This is a genomic window from Bradyrhizobium sp. SZCCHNR1098, assembly GCF_032489375.1.
In the GTDB taxonomy this organism is placed as follows: Bacteria; Pseudomonadota; Alphaproteobacteria; order Rhizobiales; family Xanthobacteraceae; genus Bradyrhizobium.
This window is the reverse complement of record NZ_JAUEXY010000020.1, coordinates 41,413-63,844: the sequence shown is the minus strand read 5'-3', so window position 1 is coordinate 63,844 and position 22,432 is coordinate 41,413. Positions and strand designations below refer to the sequence as shown.

Annotated in this window: 20 protein-coding genes; 13 read left to right on the top strand and 7 right to left on the bottom strand. The window is 64.4% G+C overall.

Annotation, left to right across the window (positions count from 1 at the left end):
* The first annotated feature begins 5 nt into the window (after positions 1-5).
* The 3 genes from QX135_RS30905 to QX135_RS30895 all read left to right on the top strand — a co-directional run bounded on the left by QX135_RS30905 (position 6) and on the right by QX135_RS30895 (position 5,159).
* The gene (locus QX135_RS30905; protein ID WP_316182203.1) at positions 6-2,345 is read left to right on the top strand and encodes a xanthine dehydrogenase family protein molybdopterin-binding subunit; all 2,340 of its coding nucleotides are present in this window, start codon (positions 6-8) and stop codon (positions 2,343-2,345) included.
* A 413-nt stretch (positions 2,346-2,758) separates the two neighbouring features.
* Entirely contained in the window at positions 2,759-3,799 is a 1,041-nt protein-coding gene (locus QX135_RS30900) for a linear amide C-N hydrolase (protein WP_316182204.1), read from the top strand.
* A gap of 241 nt (positions 3,800-4,040) precedes the next feature.
* Positions 4,041-5,159, top strand: a complete 1,119-nt coding sequence (locus QX135_RS30895) for an amidinotransferase (RefSeq protein WP_316182207.1) — start codon at positions 4,041-4,043, stop codon at positions 5,157-5,159.
* 12 nt (positions 5,160-5,171) lie between these two features.
* On the opposite strand, the gene QX135_RS30890 is transcribed toward QX135_RS30895, so the two are convergent.
* The 4 genes from QX135_RS30890 to QX135_RS30875 form a co-directional block, all read right to left on the bottom strand.
* Entirely contained in the window at positions 5,172-5,489 is a 318-nt protein-coding gene (locus QX135_RS30890; RefSeq protein WP_315713960.1) for a multidrug efflux SMR transporter, read from the bottom strand.
* 685 nt (positions 5,490-6,174) lie between these two features.
* Positions 6,175-6,423, bottom strand: a complete 249-nt coding sequence (locus QX135_RS30885) for a hypothetical protein (protein WP_315734314.1) — start codon at positions 6,421-6,423, stop codon at positions 6,175-6,177.
* Between the two features lie 854 nt (positions 6,424-7,277).
* Entirely contained in the window at positions 7,278-8,702 is a 1,425-nt protein-coding gene (locus tag QX135_RS30880) for a sensor histidine kinase (RefSeq protein ID WP_316182210.1), read from the bottom strand.
* Positions 8,677-9,342: a response regulator transcription factor gene (locus QX135_RS30875; protein ID WP_315734309.1), complete on the bottom strand. Its 666-nt coding sequence runs from the start codon at positions 9,340-9,342 to the stop codon at positions 8,677-8,679. Before QX135_RS30875 ends, QX135_RS30880 begins: the two co-directional genes overlap by 26 nt.
* A 120-nt stretch (positions 9,343-9,462) precedes the next feature.
* Between QX135_RS30875 and QX135_RS30870 the strand changes: the two genes are divergently transcribed.
* From QX135_RS30870 to QX135_RS30845, 6 genes are all read left to right on the top strand, one after another.
* Positions 9,463-10,242 (top strand): ABC transporter ATP-binding protein, encoded by a 780-nt coding sequence (locus QX135_RS30870; RefSeq protein ID WP_315775381.1) that lies wholly within the window; start codon positions 9,463-9,465, stop codon positions 10,240-10,242.
* Positions 10,243-10,259: 17 nt separating this feature from the next.
* Entirely contained in the window at positions 10,260-11,126 is an 867-nt protein-coding gene (locus QX135_RS30865) for an ABC transporter permease (protein WP_315734305.1), read from the top strand.
* A 41-nt stretch (positions 11,127-11,167) separates the two neighbouring features.
* Entirely contained in the window at positions 11,168-12,184 is a 1,017-nt protein-coding gene (locus QX135_RS30860; RefSeq protein WP_315734303.1) for an ABC transporter substrate-binding protein, read from the top strand.
* Between the two features lie 155 nt (positions 12,185-12,339).
* Positions 12,340-12,951, top strand: coding sequence for a LemA family protein (locus tag QX135_RS30855; protein WP_316182214.1), 612 nt, complete (start codon positions 12,340-12,342; stop codon positions 12,949-12,951).
* 15 nt (positions 12,952-12,966) lie between these two features.
* Positions 12,967-13,866 carry a YgcG family protein gene (locus QX135_RS30850; protein WP_316182215.1) on the top strand — a complete coding sequence of 300 codons (900 nt, stop codon included), beginning with the start codon at positions 12,967-12,969 and terminating at the stop codon, positions 13,864-13,866.
* A 17-nt stretch (positions 13,867-13,883) separates the two neighbouring features.
* Complete coding sequence (locus QX135_RS30845; protein ID WP_315734296.1) at positions 13,884-14,381, top strand: TPM domain-containing protein; 498 nt, start codon at positions 13,884-13,886, stop codon at positions 14,379-14,381.
* A 175-nt stretch (positions 14,382-14,556) separates the two neighbouring features.
* Here the strand turns inward: QX135_RS30845 and QX135_RS30840 are convergent, their stop codons facing one another.
* Positions 14,557-15,540, bottom strand: a complete 984-nt coding sequence (locus tag QX135_RS30840) for a YafY family protein (RefSeq protein ID WP_316163601.1) — start codon at positions 15,538-15,540, stop codon at positions 14,557-14,559.
* An 86-nt stretch (positions 15,541-15,626) separates the two neighbouring features.
* Here QX135_RS30840 and QX135_RS30835 point away from each other — a divergent pair, with 86 nt between their 5' ends.
* On the top strand, positions 15,627-16,271 hold the full coding sequence (locus QX135_RS30835; protein ID WP_315734292.1) for a glutathione S-transferase family protein: 645 nt from the start codon (positions 15,627-15,629) through the stop codon (positions 16,269-16,271).
* Positions 16,272-16,388: 117 nt separating this feature from the next.
* On the opposite strand, the gene QX135_RS30830 is transcribed toward QX135_RS30835, so the two are convergent.
* A complete protein-coding gene (locus tag QX135_RS30830; protein ID WP_315734290.1) occupies positions 16,389-17,249 on the bottom strand; it encodes a right-handed parallel beta-helix repeat-containing protein in 861 nt (286 codons plus the stop codon).
* Between the two features lie 385 nt (positions 17,250-17,634).
* Between QX135_RS30830 and QX135_RS30825 the strand changes: the two genes are divergently transcribed.
* Complete coding sequence (locus QX135_RS30825) at positions 17,635-18,297, top strand: hypothetical protein (protein WP_316182217.1); 663 nt, start codon at positions 17,635-17,637, stop codon at positions 18,295-18,297.
* A 100-nt stretch (positions 18,298-18,397) separates the two neighbouring features.
* Here the strand turns inward: QX135_RS30825 and QX135_RS30820 are convergent, their stop codons facing one another.
* Positions 18,398-18,820 carry a hypothetical protein gene (locus QX135_RS30820; RefSeq protein ID WP_316182219.1) on the bottom strand — a complete coding sequence of 141 codons (423 nt, stop codon included), beginning with the start codon at positions 18,818-18,820 and terminating at the stop codon, positions 18,398-18,400.
* A gap of 131 nt (positions 18,821-18,951) precedes the next feature.
* Here QX135_RS30820 and QX135_RS30815 point away from each other — a divergent pair.
* Together QX135_RS30815 and QX135_RS30810 are read left to right on the top strand one after the other, a co-directional pair.
* Positions 18,952-20,135, top strand: a protein-coding gene (locus tag QX135_RS30815) for an IS3 family transposase (RefSeq protein ID WP_316182221.1) whose coding sequence is annotated in 2 segments (ribosomal slippage) — positions 18,952-19,201 and positions 19,201-20,135 — 1,185 coding nt in all. Because the reading frame shifts where the segments join, the coding sequence is not laid out codon by codon here.
* 352 nt (positions 20,136-20,487) lie between these two features.
* A complete protein-coding gene (locus tag QX135_RS30810) occupies positions 20,488-22,425 on the top strand; it encodes a hypothetical protein (RefSeq protein WP_316182223.1) in 1,938 nt (645 codons plus the stop codon).
* Positions 22,426-22,432: the final 7 nt, after the last annotated feature.

The window sequence follows — 22,432 nt, the reverse complement described above, 5'->3', positions numbered from 1 at the left end:
GACGAATGAACATTCTTCCCAACAATATGCGGTTTGGTGCGGGGCAGCCCGTCAAGCGTCTGGAGGATCAGCGACTGCTGACCGGGAAGGGACAGTTCATCGACGACAAGGCGGAGGATGGCGCGCTCTGGCTCTACGTGCTGCGCTCGCCGCATGCCCATGCGAAGATCGTGTCCATCGATGCCGCCGCCGCGCGGGAGATCGCCGGCGTGCAGGCGATCTACACCGGCGCGGACCTCGTCGCCGACGATGTCGGCACCATTCCGACATTGGCGATCTTCAAGCGGCCCGACGGCAAGCCGATGACGGTGCCGCCGCGCCGTCTGCTGGCGCACGAGATCGTCCGCTTCACCGGCGAAGCGGTCGCCGCCGTGGTCGCCACCTCGCGCACGATCGCGCAGGAAGCGGCGGAAGCGATCGTCGTGGACTACGAGGTGCTGCCGGCGGTGACCGATCCGGTGAAGGCGCTCGCGCCGGGTGCGCCCGTCGTCTGGGCGGAGGCGCCCGACAACATCGTCGCCGCGATGAGCTATGGCGATGCCGCCAAGGTCGAGGCGGCGTTCGCCGGCGCTACGCACAAAGTGTCGCTCGACATCACGAGCCAGCGCCTGGTGCCCTCGGCGATGGAGCCGCGCTCGACCATTGCCGAGATCGAGAAGAAGACCGGCAGGCTGTTGCTCCATGTGCAGTCGCAGACGCCGGCCTCGACCCGTGACGTGCTTGCGGAAGCCGTGCTGAAGCGGCCGAAGGAAAGTGTGCGCGTGCTGGTCGGCGACATCGGCGGCGGCTTCGGCCAGAAGACCAACCTCTATCCGGAGGACGGCATCGTCGCCTATGCCGCGACCAAGCTGGCCAAGAAGATCCGCTGGCGCGCCGAGCGCACCGACGAGTTCGTCGGCGGCACCCATGGCCGCGATCTCACCTCGACGGCCGAGTTCGCGCTCGATGCCAAGGGCAGGGTGCTGGCCTATCGCGTGCGTTCGATCGGCGCCACCGGCGCGTATTCGTCGGGCGCGGCCAACATCATTCCGCTGGTGCTGGGGCCGTTCGTCCAGACCGGCGTCTATGACCTGCCGCTGGTGCATTTCGAGGTCAAAACGGTCATGACCCACACCGCGCCGGTCGGCGCCTATCGCGGCGCCGGACGTCCCGAGGCGGTGTTCATCGTCGAGCGCCTGTTCGACACGGCCGCGCGCCAGATCGGGATCGATCCGCGCGCCATCCGCAAGACCAACTACATCAAGCCGGCGCAGCTCCCCTACACCAACGCGGTCGGACAGGTGTATGATTCCGGCGCCTTCGCCCACATGCTGGAGCGCGCGTCCAAGCTTGCCGATTGGGACGGCTTCAACGCGCGCAAGCGCGAGGCGAAGAAGCGCGGCATGCTCTACGGCCGCGGCCTCACCAGCTATATCGAATGGACCGGCGGCCGCGCCCACACCGAGAAGGTGTCGCTGCATGCGACGGCCGAAGGCCGCGTGATCCTGCATTCCGGCACCATGGCGATGGGGCAGGGGCTGCAGACCACCTACACGCAGATGATCTCCGACACGCTGGGTATCCCGCTCGACAAGATCGACGTCGTGCAGGGCGACACGGATCTCGCCACCGGCTTCGGCAGCGTCGGCTCGCGCTCGCTGTTCGTCGGCGGCACCGCCGTGGCGGTGTCGTCAAACGATCTCATCACCAAGGCGCGCGAGAAGGCGTCGAACCTGCTGGAGACCGCGGTCGAGGACATCGAATATCGCGATGGCGTCCTGACGGTCGTTGGCACCGATCGCCGCATCAGCCTGTTCGAGATCGCCGGCAAGGAGAAGCAGGCCAAGCTCTCGGTCGACAGCGAGGGCGAGGTCGACGGTCCGAGCTGGCCGAACGGCACGCACGTCTGCGAGGTCGAGATCGATCCGGAGACCGGCATCAGCCGCGTGGTACGCTACACCACGGTCGACGACGTCGGCGTCGCGGTCAATCCGATGCTGGTCGCCGGCCAGATCCATGGCGGCGTCGCCCAAGGCATCGGCCAGGCGCTGTACGAGAACGTCGCCTATGATGCCGACGGCCAGCTCCTGACCGCGACCTATCAGGACTACTGCATCCCGCGCGCCGACGACGTGCCGCCGATCGTGGTCACCCTCGACGATTCTGCGCCGTGCAAGACCAACCCGCTGGGCGCCAAGGGCTGCGGCGAGTCCGGTGCCATCGGCGGTCCGCCCTGCGTCACCAACGGCGTGATGGACGCGCTGTTCGAGTTGGGCATCACCAACCTGCAGACGCCGCTGACGCCGGAGAAGGTGTGGCAGGCGATCTCCGAGGCGAAGGCGGCAAAGGCCAAAGCGTCGGCCTGAGCGAGCGCGCGGGACGCTCCCGCGTCGGACGTGCTCCTGTTGCGTCGCTCAACGCGCCGATCTGCGCCGAGCTGTTCGGTGACGAGGGCGGCGAGGGTTACGCCCGCATCTGGTCGCGCCCCTGCATGCGCAGCGGCGACTGATCTTGCTGCGTCATAGCCCGCCATTCCGGGGCAGCCCGTCAGGGCTGAATCCGGAATCTCGAGATTTTCGGTGCAATTTCGCACCTGAGGGGACGATGCTGTCGGATCGCCCCGCCGAGCCCGGCAAGACAACGATCTCACGCGAATCGTCGCGGCGTCGCGACCGAGAGCGACGATGATTGACCCAGATCAAGGTCGCCGACTCGCACTCGCCTCTAGATTGTATCCAACACAACGAGGAGCGCGACCATGCGGCGGTGTGCGGGCGTGATGAGCGGGGCGATGGCTTTGGCAATGGTCGCGTTTGGATCATCTCTGGCGGACGCGTGTTCGCGCGTCCTCTGGGCCGATAATGGTCAGGCCGTTGTCACCGGGCGCAACATGGATTGGCCCGAAGACATGCGCACCGATCTCTGGGCCTTCCCGCGCGGCCTTGCGCGCAAAGGCGAGAGCGGCGACGACAACGAACTGAGTTGGACGTCGAAATACGGCAGCGTCGGCGGGGCGGTTTATAATCTGGCGATCGCCGACGGCATGAATGAAAAAGGTCTTGTCGCCAACCTGCTGTGGCTCTCCGAGAGCGATTACGGAAAGCGCGATCTCAAGCGCCCCGGCCTCGCGCTGTCGCTATGGGCGCAATACAACCTCGACAACTTTGCCACCGTTGCCGAGGCCGTGGCCGACATCGAAACCGGTCGCTATCAACTCATCACCGCCGGCATGCCCGGATACGCGACGGCGACCGTGCATCTGTCGCTTTCGGACGCGACGGGCGATTCGGCGATCATCGAAATCGTCGATAGCGGCAAGGTGCGCGTTCATCACGACCGCCGCTATCTGGTCATGACGAACTCGCCGCCCTTCCCCGAGCAGCTCGCCAATCTGAAGAAATACCACGTCTTTGGCGGCACCGAAGCGCTGCCGGGGACGAGCGAAGCGGCCGACCGCTTCGTCCGCGCCGCCTATTACATCCAGAACCAGACCAAGCCGTCGGACACCCGCCAGACCGTGGCCCGCATGTTGTCGGTCATGCGCAACGTGGCGCAGCCTTTCGTGCGGCCAGACCCGAAGCGGCCGGAGGCGTCGCATACGATCTGGCGGGCCGTCGCCGACTCGACCGACCGGCTCTATTTCTTCGAATCGACCCTCAGCCCGAACATCGTCTGGGTCAGCTTGCCGCTCATCGACCTTTCCGTCGGCGCTCCGATCCGGAAGCTCGACCTGTCCGGGGCGGACAGGGATCTGGTCGGCGAGGTGAGCAGCCAGTTCAAGCCGGCCGCGCCGCTGGAATTCAAGAAAGGCGGCTCCTGACGGGGCGGAACCCTGAGGACAGATACAACGTCATCTTTATATCTGCGTTGTGGCGCTCGCACGCCGCGCGACATGATTGCGGGCGCTCGCCGGGAAGCCCTGTCACCGCACCGGGCCGGAAGCGCCGCGCCGTTTGTTAAGGACGGATTGTGGTGCATTGCAGCACTGAGGCTATGCGTCGGCGATGCTGTCGCACCAGAGTATTCCTGCCACATCAGCAACCTCCTGCTTTGGTCATGCCATGATCACGCACGAAATCGGCCCGGATGCCGACCGCAAGGTAAGGATCTCTCCGGTCAACTCGCACAATGAGTGGGATCCACTCGAGGAAGTGATTGTCGGAAGGCTCGAAGGCGCGACGATCCCATCCGCCCATCCGGTCGTCGCCTGTAACATTCCGGGAATGGCTGCACGGGCGCAAGCGCTGCTCGGGGGCTTCCGCTATCCAAGGATGTTGATTGAACCGGCTCAGCGCGAGCTCGATGGCTTTATTGCGCTGTTGCAGTCGCTTGGCGTGGTGGTCACCCGGCCGGAACCGGTTGATTTCAAGAAGCGCTTCAGCACGCCCGAATGGTCTTCGCGCGGCTTCTGCAACTCCTGCCCGCGCGATAGCATGCTCGTGATCGGAGACGAAATTATTGAAACGCCCATGGCGTGGCCCAGCCGCTATTTCGAGACCCATTCCTTTCGTCCGGTCCTGAAGGACTATTTCCGTCGCGGCGCCCGCTGGACTGCCGCGCCACGGCCGCAACTCACGGACGAACTGTATAACGCCGATTTCAGATGGCCCGAAGAAGGTGAGCCGATGTCATATATTCTGACTGAATTCGAACCGGTGTTCGACGCTGCCGATTTCGTTCGCTGCGGGCGCGATCTGTTTGTAACCCTCAGCAATGTCACCAATGCGTCCGGCATCGAATGGCTGCGCCGCCATCTCGGCGACGGCTATCGCATCCACGAGATCGAGAGCCGCTGTCGTAGCCCGATGCACATCGACACGACCATTTTGCCGCTGGGGCCGGGCAGGCTTCTGATCAATCCCGAATACATCGACGTCAGCCGCCTCCCGGACATACTGAAGAAATGGGACATTCTCGTCGCTCCCGAGCCTGATCCGATCACCGATCGCTTGCTCAATATCACGTCGCTATGCGGAAAATGGCTCAACATGAATGTACTGATGGTGGACGAAAAGCGCATCATCGTTGATCCGCATCATGTGCGAACGATGCGTGCGATCGAGCAATGGGGTTTCGAGCCGATCCCCTGCGAATTCCTGCATTACGCCGCATTTGGCGGCGCATTCCATTGCGCGACACTCGACATCAGGCGGCGCGGGGCGCTCGAGAGCTATTTTTGAGGATTGGCACGCCTATCCGGACTCGAGGCGCAGTCCGACGATGCCAAGTACAATGAGACCAATCGAGGCGAGCCGGGTCGCGGTCGTCGGCTCGTCGAACAGATAGATTCCGAAGAGAGTGGCGACGGCGATGCTCGCGCCGGTCCACGCGGCGTAGGCCGTGCCCATCGGGATCGTCTTCACGGCGAGGCCAAGACAACCGACGCTGGCGCCCATAAAACCCACGGTGACCAGGATCGACGGCAGGCGCGAGAGACCTTCGGAATATTTGAGAGCGATCAGCCAACCCACCTCGCAAAGGCTGCCAATGAATAAGATCACCCAGGCCATGAGAGGTTCTCCCAAAAGATGGGCTTAACGATCCTCGACGGAGTTCGTGTCAGAATTCCACGGTCTCGCTATTCTGCCAACTCGTTCCGCCAAGCCCTTACACTTTGCAAGTGCGCGCTGGAAGGCTACGGAAAAGCCGGCTTGTCGGATCACCCTGGGTAAGCGGTTCAAGAGCCAACAAATATGAGTCGATCATCAATTGAGAGCTGCCTGGGCACCTGATGGAGATTTCGTCTACGGCCGCCGTGGTGATCGAACAGCACGGCATGTCGGCTCATGGCCCGAAGCGTAAGAGCTGGAGCGCGCCCGACATTTCCGGAGCTGGGGTCAGATCGGCTGTGCCACCCGCCTGCCGGCCACAGCCGCCCTTGGTCCGAAGTTGACATCCAAAATTGTAGGCTCCGGTAGAATCTACTTCGCTCTTACGACCCCGCCGCAAATCCCCCAGCTTCGAAAAAGACTGGTTGCTCGCGGTCGGCCAATCGGGATGGTGAGCCTTCGCAGGACCGCGCAGAAGTGCGGCTCGATCCCTCTTGCGGTGGTGGCCTGACGGTGGACAAGGGTGGGGAGTCGGGCGATTCAGCGATGAGCAGACGACGTAATGTCACGCCCCGGGCGTCCAGTCAGCGCGAGAGGCCGTATCGTTTGGGCATCATCATTGGAAAGCAATGAGTTGAGAAGAGAACTAGGGTTTAGTTTCCCATTTCAAACAAAACTCAATGTCGTCCCATCCGATACACGCCTTATGTTCATCCCAATTGACACAGATCTTCTTTTTTCCAAAACTTACACAGTATTTTCCCGATGCCTTTGCCAAGGATGGCTCGACATATATTGTCTTTCCATCGATCTCGGTTCGCACCAAAATGGTTTTGCCTTTTTTGTCCGTTACTGTTGTTTTGTCTTTACTGAGAAACAGATCTTCATCGGTCATGGTTCTTTCTCCTAAATTGCGCGCTGCCACTTGCGTCCCGGTTCGATGTCAAGCGGTCAACTCAATATAAAACCGACCAGCACCCGTTAGCTTGGCGCGAACTTGAATTCAGTCATGCTTACACCTAGAAGTAGAAATTATCTCAGAATACTACGTGTTGATTTCGATCAAAGTCGGTCGGTCCGTCTACGACGAAAACACCCAAGCTAAAGCTGCCGGGAATGCTGGCAAGCCAGGATGTCCGCCCCAACGGTCGCGACCGGGGGCGGCTGAGTCGGGCAAAACGCGCGAAGATTTGTGCCGGTCCGATCGTACGGGAGTGCCGTAGGGGACGAAAAATCATGGGCGCGCAAAAACTCATTTCGCCAGCCGTTTCAACGCGCAAGGGCTGGTGAGGCCGTAGTCCCGAAATTTTCCTCTTTCTTTTTATCAGAAATCATGGATGATGCACGCATCCCGCCTCGACGAGAGGGGCGTTGCGCGCGATCGTCACGACACGCGAGGCGAGGATGCGATGGACGTTTTTGCGGCGTGAGACGAACGCGGCGAGGGCGGACGTGAAGTCGTGTGGTTCTGGCATCCCGACGCTGATGCTAAGTTGCTTGGGTGATGATCCGAGCGACGACGGTGGCCAAAAAGCCCGGTGCACCGAGAAGAGCACGATATAAGCGTTAAAACCGTCGCGCAGGGAAGGCCGGGACGTCTCGGCCGAACCTGTGGTTCCTGCCCCGTGCATTTTGTTCGCACGGGGGCCATGGGGGCGGCGAGCTCCCGGCCTTCCCTGCGCCCTCTCGATCTTCGAAAGGGCATGTCGATCGCAAGACCCGGGCGTGATCCGCCGCGGGACGACGACGTCATGTCTGCTGCTGTTTGAGATGTGAATCTGGACGTGGATCGACTGCTGTCGACCGATCCACCGGCAGCTCCAGTCGCACACTGAAGTCGCCTGCCACTCCGCTGAACCGCAGACGGCCGCCATGGGCCTGCGCGACCTCGCTCGCAATGGCGAGGCCGAGGCCTGAGCCGTGGGAGCCGTCGCCCTTCTGGAAGGGAGATAGCAATCGCTGCTGCGCCTCGGCGGCGATGCCGGGGCCGTCATCCCAGACGATGATCGCGACATGGCTCGCCTTGCTTCCCACCGTCACCATCAGCCGCATCTTTGCACCATGCGCCAGCGCGTTGTGAATGAGATTGGCGAGTGCCTCGCGCAGGCTGATGGCATCGACGGCGATGACGGCATCGTCTTCTGCTGGCACGAAGCTGACGGAGACCTCGCGGTCGAGCGACAGCGGCACGCTCTGCGATAGCACCGACTTGGCCAGCGCGTTGATGTCGGTCGCGGCGAAGCGCGGCGCCTGGGCGCGGTGCTGGATCATGGCGTGATCGAGCAGTTGGCTGGTGAGGCGGGCGAGATCCGCGATGCGACTGCGCAGCCTGTCGAGCGCCTTCGGGTCCTTGGTCTGATCGCTCAGCAGCTCGACCTCGGCATCGATCGCAGCCAGCGGCGTGCGCAGCTGGTGGGTGGCGTCGGCGATGAAGCGCTGCATCAGCGCGATGCGCTCGGCGAGGCGCTGCATGAAGCCGTCGATCGCGCCGACCAGCGCGCGCACCTCGCGCGGCGGCGTGATCGCGATCGGGCTGAGATCGTCCGGCCGGCGCTTGACGATCTCGGCCTCGATCCGCGTCAGCGGCGCGAACACCAGCCGCAGGCATAGCGCAGTCGCCACCAGCGCCAGCACGCTCATCGCGGCGATGAGGCCGATCGCCTTCGAGGCAAGATCCCAGGTCAGTGCGTCGCGGGCGCGCAGGGTCTGCGCCAGCACGATCTGGCTCCAGCCGTCTCCGGGCGCGCCGTCGAGCTTGCGCGCTACCGCGGCGATGCGCACGGCCTGGTCGCGATAGATGCCGTCGCGCAGCACGACGCCCTCGCGCAGCGCCCTGGCGGGCGCGGTGACGGCGAGATCGTCATAGCCGGCGACGACGACGCCGCGCGGATCGGTGACGCGATAGAACACGAGGTCATAGGCCGACAACGTCGCAAACGCTGCCGCCGGCGGATCCAGCGTCACGACGCCACCCTGCATGTAGATGTTCTCGGCGATCTGCACGGCGCCGCCGGCGAGCAGCTTGTCATAGGCGTCGCGCGCGGCGGTGGCGGCATATTGCCAGGCGGCGAGGCTCAGCACGACGGCGCCGACGGCCAGGATCGCGCCGATCGCGATCAACAGCCGCGCGCGCAGCGAGGTCCTGAGGTCACGAAGCGTGGAGCTGATAGCCAAGGCCGCGCTCGGTCTTGATTTCGACTGTTGTCGCCGCCAGCTTGCGCCGCAGCCGGGCGACGAACTGCTCGACGGCGTTGGGGCTCGGATCCTGGTCGAAGCTGAACAGCTGCTCGACCAATTCCTCCTTGGCGACGTAGCGGCCGGGACGCGCCGCGAGAATCTCCAGCACGGTCAGCTCGCGCCGTGTCAGATCCAGCGGCTGGCCGGCGACGCTTGCAGTACGGCCGGCGCGGTCGATCACCAGCGGTCCCAGGGTCAGCAGATTGTCGGACTGCCCGGCCGCCCGCCGGAGCAGCGCCCGCGCCCGCGCCTCCAGCTCGCGATAGTCGAACGGCTTGATCAGGTAGTCGTCGGCGCCGAGGTCGAGCGCGCCGATGCGGTCGTCCACCGCCGAGCGCGCGGTCAGCACCAGCACCGGCGTGCGCAGGCCGCGCTTGCGCAGGTGCTTGAGCACGGCAAAGCCGTCCATGTTCGGCAGCATCACGTCGAGCACGATCAGGTCATAGGTCTGCACCTCGATCAGCTCGCTCGCGGTGCGGCCGTCCTTTTCCCAGTCGACGGCGTAGCCGATCCGCTCGAACCGGCTGGTCACGGCGGCGCCGATCTCGGGCGTGTCTTCCACCAGCAGGATGCGCACGGTCTCGTTGTCCGCCTCGGAGTCAGGTTCGCGTCAGTCTCCTCCTCTATCACCTCGGATAAGGGCGCCGAAGTGCACCAAGCGAAATTTCGCACTGCAATATAACGGAGGGGAGGACGCATGACCGTCCATCAATCGCCATCTCAGTTCGAGCCGCTGCTCTCCGTCGAGGGCGTGACGCTCCAGTACAAGACGCCGGACACCTTGGTCACGGCGACCTACCGCGTCGATTTCAAGGTCTTCGATTCCGACCGCTTCGTGCTGCTGGGGCCCTCCGGCTGCGGCAAATCCACCCTTCTGAAGGCGATCGGCGGCTATCTGAAGCCAACCGAGGGCCGCATCCGCCTCAAGGGACACGACGTCAGCGAGCCCGGCCCGGACCGCATGATGGTATTTCAGGAATTCGACCAGCTCCTGCCGTGGAAGACCGTGCGCGAGAACGTCGTGTTCGCGCTGACAGCCAGCGGCCGGCTCGGCGCGGCCGAGGCCAACGAGCGGGCGAGGTCCTATATCGACAAGGTCGGCCTCACCAAGTTCATCGACTCCTATCCGCACATGCTCTCCGGCGGCATGAAGCAGCGCGTCGCGATCGCCAGGGGCATGGCGATGGAGCCCGACGTGCTCTTGATGGACGAGCCGTTCGCCGCGTTGGACGCGCTGACCCGGCGCAAGATGCAGGATGAGCTCCTGCAATTGTGGCAGGACACCCGCTTCACCGTGCTGTTCGTGACGCATTCGATCGAGGAGGCGATCAAGATCGGCTCGCGCATTCTGCTGCTGTCGCCGCATCCCGGCCGCGTCCGCGCCGAGCTCAACAGCGTGCCGCCGGGCACGATGGGCTCGCCCGAGCAGGTCGCGCTCGAAGGGCGCATCAACGACATGCTGTTCGGCCATCACTGAGACACGAGGAGAGCATCATGAGCGAGACGCTGGCGCTGCGCCCCGAAATCGTCAATGCAGACACGCCCCTCGGCGACGTCAAGGTCGAGGCCAGCCTGTCCTGGCTGGAACGCATCTACCACGTCGGTGCGGTCCGCAAGGCCATCATCCTGGTGGCACTCGCCGCGCTGTGGCAGGCCTATGGGCTGTGGCTCGGCAATCCCCTGTTGTTTCCGACCTTCACCGACACGCTCTCAGCCTTCTTCGAGAACATCGGCAACGGCATCATCCCTGCGCGCACCCTGGTGTCGCTGGAGACGCTGCTGATCGGCTACGGCATCGGCATCGCGCTGGCGGCCGTGCTGACCACGATCGCGATCGGCTCGCGGATCGGCGCCGACATGCTGGAGGCGCTGACCTCGATGTTCAATCCGCTGCCGGCGATCGCATTGCTGCCGCTGGCGCTGATCTGGTTCGGCCTCGGCAAGGGCAGCATCATCTTCGTGCTGGTGCATTCGGTGTTGTGGGCGATCGCGCTCAACACCCATTCCGGCTTCCGCTCGGTGTCGAACACCTTGCGCATGGTCGGCCTGAACTACGGCCTGCGCGGGTTGAAGCTGGTGCGCTTCATCCTGATCCCGGCTGCATTTCCGGCCATCCTCACCGGCCTGAAGGTGGGCTGGGCCTTCGCCTGGCGCACCCTGATCGCGGCCGAGCTGGTGTTCGGCGTGTCCTCGGGTTCCGGCGGCCTCGGCTGGTTCATCTTCGAGAACCGCAACCAGTTGGAGACGGCCAACGTCTTCGCCGGCCTGTTCACCGTGATCTTCATCGGCCTCGTCGTCGAGAATCTCGTGTTCGCGACCATCGAGCGCAAGACGGTGCGGCGCTGGGGCATGCAGCACTGATTTTCGAGTTATAAGCACAACAACACGGAAGGGAGACGACCATGTCCTGGAGCAAATCACTCACGGCCGCCGCGCTCGGCCTCACCGCGCTGCTCGGCGCCACCGGCGCTTCGCAGGCCGAGGTCAAGGAAATCCGCCTCTCCAAGGGCTACGGCATCCTCTATCTGCCGCTGATCGTGATGGAGGATCAGAAGCTGATGGAGAAGCAGGCGGAGAAGGCCGGGCTCGGTCCGTTCAAGGTGAACTGGCAGATGCTCGACGGCGGCAACATCATCAACGACGCGATGATGGCCGGCTCGCTCGACATCGCCGGCACCGGCGCGCCCGGCTTCATCACGCTGTGGGCCAAGGCCAAGGGCATTCCGGCGGTGGAGGTGGTCGGCGTCAGCGGCCTCTCTTCGACCTCGCTGTGGATGAACACCAACAATCCTGAGATCAAGTCGCTGAAGGATTTCAAGCCGAGCGACAAGATCGCCCTGCCGGGCATCAAGACCTCGCTGTCGGCGGTCATGCTGCAGATGATGGCGGCGCAGGAGTTCGGCAAGGAGAACTACGCCAAGCTCGATCCGATGACTGTCGGCCTGCCGCATCCGGAGGCGCTGGCGGCGCTCACCTCGGGCAAGACCGAGATCACGGCGCATTTCACCTCGCCGCCGTTTTCCTACATCGAGCTGAAGGATTCGAAGATTCGCCGCGTCGCCAATTCCGCCGACGTGCTCGGACGGATGACGATGGACGTGGTGTTCGCGCCCAAGCGCTTCGTCGACGCCAATCCCAAGGTCGTGCAGGCGTTCCTCGACGCGCTCGACGAGGCCTGCACGCTGATCGCCAACGACAAGGCTGCCGCGGCCGAGATCTATGCCCGCACCGCCAAGGTGAAGACCACCAAGGAGGACGTGCTGGAGATGCTGCAGGACAAGGACACCTGGTTCTCGTCGACGCCAGAGGGCGTGCTGAAGATCGCCGAGTTCATGCACGGCGTCGGCTCGATCAAGGTCAAGCCGGCGAGCTGGCAGGACATGTTCGTGACCCAGCTACGCGACCGCAAAGGCAGTTGAGCGAGACCCGTCACGGCCTGCGCGGCCAATGACTGGCATCCGCGAGGTCACCCGGGAACTCTCCCGAACCCACGCTCCGGCCGCCGGCCGTCATTGCGCCGCTGCCCAAGCTGTGCTCTGACGAGGCGGCACAACCGGGAGAAGGGGGACGCGCGATGCGGAAATTGCTGACCGTGCTGGCGGCGCTGATGACGCTGAGCCTGACCAATTGCGGCTACAATGCCATCCAGACCAATGACGAGCAAGTCAAGGCGGCTTGGTCCGAGGTCGTCAACCAGTATCAACGCCGCGCCGACCTCGTGCCCAACCTGGTCAACAGCGTGAAGGGCTTTGCCCAGCAGGAGAAGGACGTGCTGCTCGGCGTCACCAACGCCCGCGCCAAGGTCGGCAGCGTCCAGGCCACGCCCGACGTCGTCAACGATCCCGCTGCGCTGCAGAAGTTCCAGGCCGCGCAGAGCGAACTGACCGGCGCGCTGTCGCGGCTCCTGGTTGTCACTGAGAATTATCCGCAGCTGAAATCGGACGCGCTGTTCCGCGACCTGATGTCACAGCTCGAAGGCACCGAGAACCGCATCACGGTGGCGCGCAACCGCTTCATCAAGGCGGTCCAAGAATACAACGTCGGCATCCGCACGTTCCCGAATAACCTGACCGCAATGATGTTCGGCTACAAGGAGAAGGCCAACTTCACGGTCGAGAACGAACGCGAGATCTCGGTGGCGCCGAAGGTCGATTTCAACACGCCGTCGCCTGCGCCCTCGAAATAGCCGGAGCAGGGAATCGTGCGCGCGCTGCCGGTCCTCAAGGCGCTGCTTGCGACGCTGCTCGTCTGCTTCGCCACGATGGTGCTGGCCGACGTCGCGGTGCCGCAGCTCACCGGCCGCGTCGTCGACCAGACCGGCACGCTGTCCTCCTCGGACATCGCAGGCCTCGCGCAGAAGCTGAAGGACCTGGAAACCCGCAAGGGCAGCCAGGTCGCGGTGCTGATCGTGCCGACGACGCAGCCCGAGACCATCGAGCAGTTTTCGCTCCGCGTCGCCGAGACCTGGAAGATCGGGCGCAAGAAGGTCGACGACGGCGCGCTGCTGGTGATCGCCAAGAACGACCGCAAGCTGCGCATCGAGGTCGGCTACGGCCTCGAAGGCAGCCTCACCGACGTCACCGCGCGGCGCATCATCGACGAGGTCATCACGCCGAAATTTCGCAGCGGTGATTTCGCCGGCGGCATCGACGCCGGCGTCGATCGCATCATCGGCGTGATCAATGGGGAGACCCTGCCGGTGCCGCAGCCGCAGGCCTCGCACGGCACGGATCTCGACATCGACTCGATCTCCTCCTTCGCGCCGGTGGCGCTGTTTGGTGCGCTGGTGATCGGCGGCATCCTGCGGACCCTGCTCGGACGACTGATCGGATCGCTCGCGACCGGCGGCGCTATGGGCGTGATCGCCTGGCTGCTGGTGGGATCGGCGGGTCTCACGGCGCTGTCGGCCATTGCCGGCTTCGTCATCGCTTTCATTGCCGACAGTTTCGCCGGGATGAATACGCCGGGCAGCGGCCGCCGCGGCGGCTGGTCGAGCGGATCGTCGTCGGGCGGTTGGAGCAGCGGCAGCTCGAGCGATAGCGGCAGCTTTTCCGGCGGTGGCGGCAGCTTCGGCGGCGGCGGCGCCTCGGGCAGCTGGTAAGGACGGGACGCGCGACCATGGGCATCAAGCGGATCGGCAGGCATCTCCTGCATCGTCCCTGGCAGCTGAAGCGCATCTTCACGCCCGCAGTGCTCGCGCGCATCGAGCAGGCGATCAAGGATGGCGAGCGCACCCATGCCGGCCAGCTTCGCTTCGTCGTCGAGGGCGCGCTCGACGGCCGGCCGCTCTGGCGCGACCAACCGCCGCGCGAGCGCGCGTTGGATCTGTTCTCGCACCTGCGGATCTGGGACACCGCGCACAACAATGGCGTCCTGATCTATCTGCTCTTGGCCGATCGCGACGTCGAGATCATCGCCGACCGCGGCATCCACGACCGTGTCGGCGCGGCGGGTTGGGAGGCGATCTGCCGGGCGATGGAGGCTGAGTTCCGCCAGGGCCACTTCGAGCAGGGCGTCATGCAAGGCATCTCCGCCGTCTCACGCGAGCTCGCCAGGCACTATCCGCCGCACGCCGGCGATCCAAATGAGCTGCCCGACGCGCCAGTGGTGCTGTAGCGATCCATTCCGCGGCACACGTCTCGCTCAACCCGACTTGAAATTGGCGGGCACGATTCCAACCCCGTCATTGCGAGCGCAGCGAAGCAATCCAGACCGTCTCTGCGGAGGGATTCTGGATTGCTTCGCTGCGCCGCTGCGCTCGCAATGGCGCGGACGGAGCCGTGTTTGCCATTCACGTCGTCGTCGCAGAAGCGCCGTACCGCTTCGCCATCGCCCCCGCCATCTCCGTCATCTTCGCCCGCAACTCGGGCGGATCGAGCACTTCGACCTCCGGCCCGAAGCGCAGCAGCTCGCCAACCGCATGCCATAGTGTTGTTCCGGTCGGGATCGTCGCGATGCGCCAGCCATCGGCATCGGCTTCGTCGGCCAGGCGCGTGCGGGCGCGCACATAGGGCTGACTCAGCGCCTCTAGCAGCCGCACGCCGAGCGGTGACAGCCGCACCGTTGCGAGCTTCGGATGCAGCTCCGCTTCCAGCCGCTCGGTCGCAGCCCGCCAATAGGCGGCGAGATCGAAGTCGGCGGGCCGCGCGAAGGTCTCCACTGTGACGGTGCAATCGAGCACGCGCGCCACGCGATAGGTGCGCACGCTGCGCTCGACCTGCCCTGCGAGATACCAGCCGCCGCCCTTGAGCACGAGGCCGAGCGGCGCCACCCGGCGCCGCTTCTCGGCGCGCCAGCTCTGATAGCGGATGTCGATCAGGCGGTCGGCGAGCAGCGCGTCCGCAATGGTTCGCAGATGCGTCGGCTCCTCGGACTCGCCGAACCAGCCAGGCGCGTCGAGATGGAAGCGCGCCTGCATGCGGCCGGCATTGGCGCGCAGGCTTTGCGGTAGTGCCGCCACCAGCTTGGTCTGCGCCGCGCTCATCGCGCCATCGAGCCCGAGCGCGGCAGCGGGGCCCGGCAGGCCCGCCATGAACAGTGCGTCGGTTTCCGCCGGCGACAGCCCGTTCAGCCGCACGCGATAGCCGTCGAGCAGGCGGAATCCGCCTTCGGCGCCGCGCTCGGCATAGACCGGGATCCCCGCCGCGGCGAGCGCGTCGATGTCGCGATAGATCGTGCGCACCGAGACCTCGCAGGCGTCTGCGAGCTCGGGCGCGGTGACCTGTCCCCTGGCCTGCAGGGTGGTGAGGATCGAGAGCAGCCGGCTCGCGCGCATGCCCTTCTTTAAACATACCTGACACACCTTGTCAGGTATGGTGTGCGACAAGCCCGCACCGCAGCCGGCAATGGGAGGACACCATCATGACCGCCGACGACAAGATCACGCTGTATTACTCACCGCAGACCCGCGCCGCCGGCACCCGCGTCCTGCTCGAGGAGCTGGGCGCGCCCTACGATCTGCATGTCCTCAACATGAAGGCGGGCGAGCAGCGCAAGCCGGAGTTCTTGGCCGTCAATCCGCTCGGCAAGGTGCCGACGATCGGACATCGCGGCCAGATCGTGACCGAGCAGGTCGCGATCTTCATCTATCTCGCCGATCTGTTTCCGCAAGCGGGGCTGACGCCGGCGCTCGACGATGCCATGCGCGGGCCCTATCTGCGCTGGATCGCCTATTACGGTGCGTCGTTCGAGCCCGCCGTGATCGACCATTTCATGAAGCGCGAACCGGCCCCGATCACGCAGTCGCCCTATGCCGACTACGATACGATGCTGGGCGCGCTGGAGCAGCAGCTCGCCAAGGGGCCGTATCTCCTCGGCGAGCGCATGACCGCCGCCGACGTGCTGTGGGGCGTCGCCTTCAACTGGACCATGATGTTCGGCGTCGTGCCGCGCAAGGACGTGTTCGTGCGCTATGCCGAGCGCATCACCCAGCGTCCGGCGTTCCAGCGCGTCACCGCCGCGGATGCCGAGATGGCGGCCCAGCACGCGGCCGCCGCCGGCGTCTGAGCGCCAGCATCGACGCAATCGAGCGAGGTCCCGCCGGCAACGGGACCTCGCTGATGTGATTGCACGTTGTCCGGCAGGCGCAGCTCGCCAAATGCCGGGCTTCCCGCGGTGGCGCCGCTAGTTCAGGCTGATCCCCGTGAGCGGCGTGCCGTCGACGCCGTTGTTGCTGATCGCGTTGTTCTTGAAGGACGAGACGGAGCCGCCGCCGGTCTGGACGACGCCGTTGGCGTTGCCCTGGATGACGGAATTTCCCAACGTCACGATGGCGCCGCTGCCGCTCGCCAGAACGCCGGTGTTGTTGAACTCGGAGGTCAGCCGGTCGAGAAACACGCCCATCCCCGGCTTTCCGGCCGGGACCGTGGCGGATATCCCGGCATTGGCATTTTCGATGGCCTTCGTGTTCGAGACGAGCACGCTGATCGCGCTGCTCGAATTCGCGGTCGAGACCGTGACGCCGAACGCGGACGCCTTGAGCGAGGAGTCTGCGATCACCACCTGTGCCGCACCGGTCGGCGCGACCGAGATCGCGCTTTGCGAGAAGTTCTCGAAGGTACAGTTCTCGACGACGAGCTTTCGGCCGGCCAGGAAATTGACGCCATTGAGGCCGAGGGTCGTGCCGGCGCCGTTGATGCTCAGATTGCGCAGGATGATGACGTCGTTGGCGCCGGCATTCACGTTGATGCCGTTGGTCGCCGACGCCAGGATCGAGGCCATGGTCCCCCCGCCGTCGATCGTGATCGATTTGGTGATCGTGACGGCGCCGTAGCCGCCGGGATCGAGCACGTCGATCTCACCGCCGGCGGCGGTCTTCGAGATCGCACCGGCGAAGGTCTTGCAGGGCGCCGTGCGGCTGCACGGGTTGACGTCGTCGCCGACGCCGGACACCCAGGTCCGCGTCGCCTGCGCGTGAGCCCCTGGCGAGGCAAGGATCAAAAGTGCGGCGCACAAAAATCCGATCGAAGAAATGAGCTTTCGCATGAGCGCTCCCCTTGAAATGCTGGAAATGAAAAAATAACCCGAACGCAGAGTATTAGTCTACGAAAGCAACCAGAGCGTTCATCGAAAACGGCGAGGGAGACGGCACATTTGCGATCGAGAACCGGCGCCCAGCCGAAACGCGGTGAGAATTCATGACGACGCCGGCAAAACAGCTCATAGTTTGCTCGCCTTCACCCCTCCTGCCAATTGAGTGTACATTGTCCTGTGATTTGGCGCAGGCGCCTTGGAAGATCGCTCTGCGCATGATCAACGTCTTTTTTTAAGAGCGACGTGAGTAAAAATGTTTGAAGTATTCGGCGCCGCCCCTCTGGCGGAGTGGATCGAAACTCGTTCTGCGAGATAAGTCTTTTTCGGGAGAAGTCGCGTGATTGAAAGGGTCTGGGTGAGTGACTGCTTCATGGACTCTTCCAATATTTCGAAATTCAATCTGAACCCGGATGACCAGGGCAAGGATTACTGGCAAGATACCGAATATCGGGAAGAACTGGACCGTCTGGACAAGCTCATGCGCAAGCACGAGGACGGTGAAACGTTGACGGAAGATGAGCGTCCGAAGCGGGCCTACCCGAGGTACAAGGATCGGCGTATTGGAAAGTTGTCCGATTTCTTTCGGGTCAATGCCTTCATCGTTGTCTCTTCCGATTTTGCCGAAGTGCTTGGGAGATTCGACCTTGGAAAGGGCGGCCTGTCCAACATAGAGCTCTATCAGGGCAATCGCGTCGAACTGGTGCCGGGGGCCTGGTATTTCCTAAATCTCGGATGTCAGAAGCAGACCTTTCGTTCCGGGCGATCAACCGGCGGTTTCGTTCAGCCGGACTTGCGGCCCAAGGGCAAACTGATGGTTAGCTTGCCCAAAGACAACCAAATTGCGGTCGCTGCGGCAGCTCTGGAAGGTTGTGACCTCTGGACCGACCCGAGCCTTGCGGGTGCGCTGTTTCTGAGCGGGCGGCTCGAGGCTGCGCTGAAGGCCGCCAAGCTGACCCGCAACGTGCGGCGAGCACGGTGCATGATCGTCAATGAAGATTGAGGAGCGCAATGGGCTGAAGCCAAATACCTCGGCATCTCTCGCAAGGGAGTTAAGGTGACAGTCCTGGACCGCAAACTTAGTTCGTGGATGCAGAGGCTTGTTAATCATCGATCACGCGCTGGGACAGCGGAACGACCGGTGGAGGCTCGGGGGCGGCCAGGAAGTTGAGGTGCTCCGCAAAGCTGCCTCTCCGATCGATGTCCATCTTCAGCCCGATACGCCCCGCCAACCTGTGGCGCCCGGTGGCGAACCAGCGAAAAACCTCGTAGAATATCGGACAGTGGCTCTCATATCCAAAATGAGGGATCCCCACGAGACACGGTTGACCGAACCCCATCTCTTCATGATCACGCCTGGTGCCGTCGCCGTGGTAGACATTCCATCTGATGTCGGCGTTCTTCGACACCACAAGATCGCCAGCGAAGATCGAGATGTCGTGGACGATGTTGATGCCGTGATATGGACCGGTCCACGCCGGCTCGTAGTCATGAATGGCTGAAATGACTTCGCCGTCGCTCGGCAACAGGTGTCCGCCATATCTGAATATCCAGCTGTCGAGTGTCGGCAGAAATCGGGTCCGATAGCGTCAGCTTGACCTTGCCCCTGGGGCTTAATCCAGTTTGAAGTTCGTTCTGGCCCAACGAGGACCAGAGCATGAAGCGCAGCCGCTTTACGGAAGAGCAGATCATTGGGATTTTGAAGGAGCACGAGGCTGGCGTTCCGGTCGCCGATCTGTGCCGCAAGCATGGTGTGAGCGACGCCAGCATCTACAAGTGGAAGGCCAAGTTCGGCGGAATGGACGTCTCGGAGGCCAAGCGGCTGAAGACGCTGGAGGACGAGAACACGCGGCTCAAGCGGCTGCTGGCGGACGCCATGCTGGACAATGCCGCCCTGAAGGATCTCCTGGGAAAGAAGTGGTGACGCCTGCGGCGAAGCGGAGAGCTGTCGCACATCTCGTGCGCGTTCACGGGATGAGCGAACGGCGGGCGTGTAAAGCCATCGGCTGCTGCCGCATGACGGTCAGATATCGGACGAGCCGGGCCGATGATGCCGGGCTGCGGGAGCGCATGAGGGCGATCGCCCATGAGCGTCGCCGCTTCGGCTATCGTCGCCTGCACGTCCTGGTCAAGCGGGAGGGCTACCTGGTCAATCATAAGAAGCTGTTCCGGCTGTACCGGGAGGAACGGCTCACGGTGCGCCGCAGAGGTGGCCGCAAGCGCGCTATCGGGACGCGAGCGCCGATGACGGTGCCGCTGCTCCCGAATGATCGCTGGTCACTCGACTTTGTGTCGGATCAGATGACCGATGGCCGGCGCTTCCGCATCCTGACCGTGGTCGACGACTGCACCCGCGAGTGCCTGGCGCTGGTGGCCGACACTTCACTCTCGGGCGCCCGGGTCGCCCGGGAGCTGGATCGGCTGGTCGCCGAGCGCGGCAAGCCCAAGATGGTGGTGAGCGACAACGGCAGCGAGCTCACGAGCAATGCCATCCTGACCGATCAGAGCCGTGTCGCCTGGCACTACATCGCGCCGGGCAAACCCATGCAGAACGCCTTCATCGAGAGCTTCAACGGTCGCCTGCGGGATGAACTGCTGAACGAGACGCTGTTCACCTCGCTTGCTCAGGCCCGCGTCGCGCTCCGATGCTGGCGGACCGACTATAACGACGCTCGGCCGCACTCCCAGCTCGGATGGAAGACGCCATCCGAGTTCGCCGCCAACTGCAATCCGCGTCGGGATCTGGCGCTGCGCTATGCCGAGAGCTCCGCGCCAGCTCCCGCCGCTACGACCGCCCAGATGGGCACATCAAACCGCCCGAACGAACTCAGATCTGGATAAAACTTGGGGGCAAGGTCAGCCAGTCGGCACCCGGCCTTCCCTGCGCCCTCCGACTAATGAGGAGGGAATGATCGTCAAAGCTCGGGCGCCATCGCGCCGCGAGAGCGGCTCCGTTCGTCTCCGCGTCGACCGCGCTACGCCGTGTGCCGAGCGAGCCTGCTGCCACCGGGCGAGGCCGCCCAGAGCTGAATATTCGGGCACCGCCCGCCACATCTGCTCCACTTTGTCGGCGCAAATCCGCCCGGTATGAATCCCTAAAACTCAGGTAAGCCTTCCAAAAGTAAGATTTTGGCAATCAATCGAACGCTAACTAAGGTTACCAAGTGCTCAACGTCATGCGGAGACTCTGAACGTGAGCGACCAAAAGCCCGAACGGGCCAGCCTTGGCGTGGCCGATACGACTGGCATGGCCAGTGCGAGTGTCGACCTGATGCCGAAGACATCCGCGTTCCCCGATGCAGTCGACCTGGCCGTGCCTGCGATCGCGACCGTCGCCCCGCCCATGATCGCGCCGGATCACGAAGCGCCTGCGGCTGACCGTCCGGGCATCGACCCCAAGGCGGCGATCGTGGAAGCGGTGACCGCGCCCGAGCCGCAGGCCGAGGCCAACAAGTCTGAGATCAAGACCGAGATGACGGCCGATACCGAGATCGGGACGATCAGCGTCAAGCCGGTCAAGCCCGAACAGGTCAAGGTCGAAGCCCTTACGGCCGAGCCGGAAAAGATCGAGCCCGCCAAGATCCAAGCGGCGAAGCCGGAGCGAGCCAAACCAGAGCCCGCGCGGCTCGACCTGGTCAAGTCCGACAAGGGCAAATCCGACAAGGTCAAGCCCGAGCTGACCAAGGCCCAGGCGGCGGGGGGCAACCTTGCGGCGACGGGCAAAGTCGAAGCCGCAGCGAGCTCGAGTGCTGCGAAATCTCCCTCGACGATCCTGGATCTGATCAGGACGGAGCCGGTCAAGTCGGAGCCGATCAAGACGGCTGCGGCCGGTGAGCTCCTCAAGGTCGAGACACCGAAGCTGTCGATGCTCGCGGCCAATGCGCCGAAAGTCGGCCCGATGGCGGCGGCTGCGCCGAAGCCGGAGACGGCCATCAAGCCGGAAGCGCCGATCAAGTCCGTGGCTGCCACCAAGACAGAAGCCGTCGTCCGGCCAGAGCCGGCTGCCAAGCCGGAGACTGTTGCCAGGCCCGAGACTGTCGCCAAGTCGGAGGCCAAGTCGGAGCCCGTTGCCAAGCAGGCATCCGCGGCCAAACCCGGGGCGTCCGCGACGCGCCCGGTCACGCCAGTCGAGGCGGATGCCGGACCGGCGACCAGGGCGGGTGCTTTTGCCGCGCTCGACAAGGCCGCGGCCTGGGCCAAAGCGAAGTTCAAGACCGAGCCCTTCAAGTTCAATGCGGCGTCCAAGCCGGCGGCCGCTGCCGCAACGGGGGCCAGCAAGACCGCTGCCGGAGCGGCGCTGCCGCCTCCGCAGCCGGGCCAGGCCCCGCGGCCGCATGGCGTGAACGGCAGGCTCGGCCTTCCGGCCATGGCCGCGATCCTGCTGCTGTCGATGATTGTCGGCGGCGTTGCCGGTGGTCTGGTCACGGCCAAGTTCGTCACGCGCTCCGGCGGCGGTGACGTGGCCGATGCGGCGGCAGGCGAGGCTGCAGACGCCACGCTTGGCGCGACCGTGGCGCGGATCGACAATGATGTCGCCGCGCTGAAGGCGAGCCTCGACCAGACCAATCAGACCAGCCTCGTCGAGCTCAACAAATCCGCCGAGCGTCTCGACCGGCTCGAGAAGATCCTGGGTGACCTGTCGACGAAATCGTCGGCCAAGCCGAGCGAGCTGCAGCGTCTGAGCGAGGCCGTGGACCGGCTGCGCGCCGCGCAGGCGTCCGCGACCGCGCAGGCCCCCGCGCGAGACAGCGCCGCGTCCGTGCCGCAGGCGGTGGGCGCGATCAATGCGGCGGCGCCGCCCGCGGGCGTGGCGAGCCGGGCCGACGCGGCCAGGACCACCGAGGCAGCCAGGACCGAAGCAGCAAGGGCAGAGGCGAGCCGGGCCGAGCCGGCGAGGGCGGAGACCGCTCGCCCCGAGCCGAACCGCACGGAGGCCACCAAACCCAAGGTCGTCGAGGGCTGGGTGCTGCGCGACGTCGGTCGTGGCGGCGCGCTGATCGAGGGCCGCGGTGGCCTCTACGAAGTCTATGCCGGCGATCCCGTGCCGGGCCTCGGCAAGGTCGACGCGATCCGCAAGCAGGACGGCCGCTGGGTGGTCGTCACCACCAAGGGGCTTGTCGTCGCACGCTGACGGACCA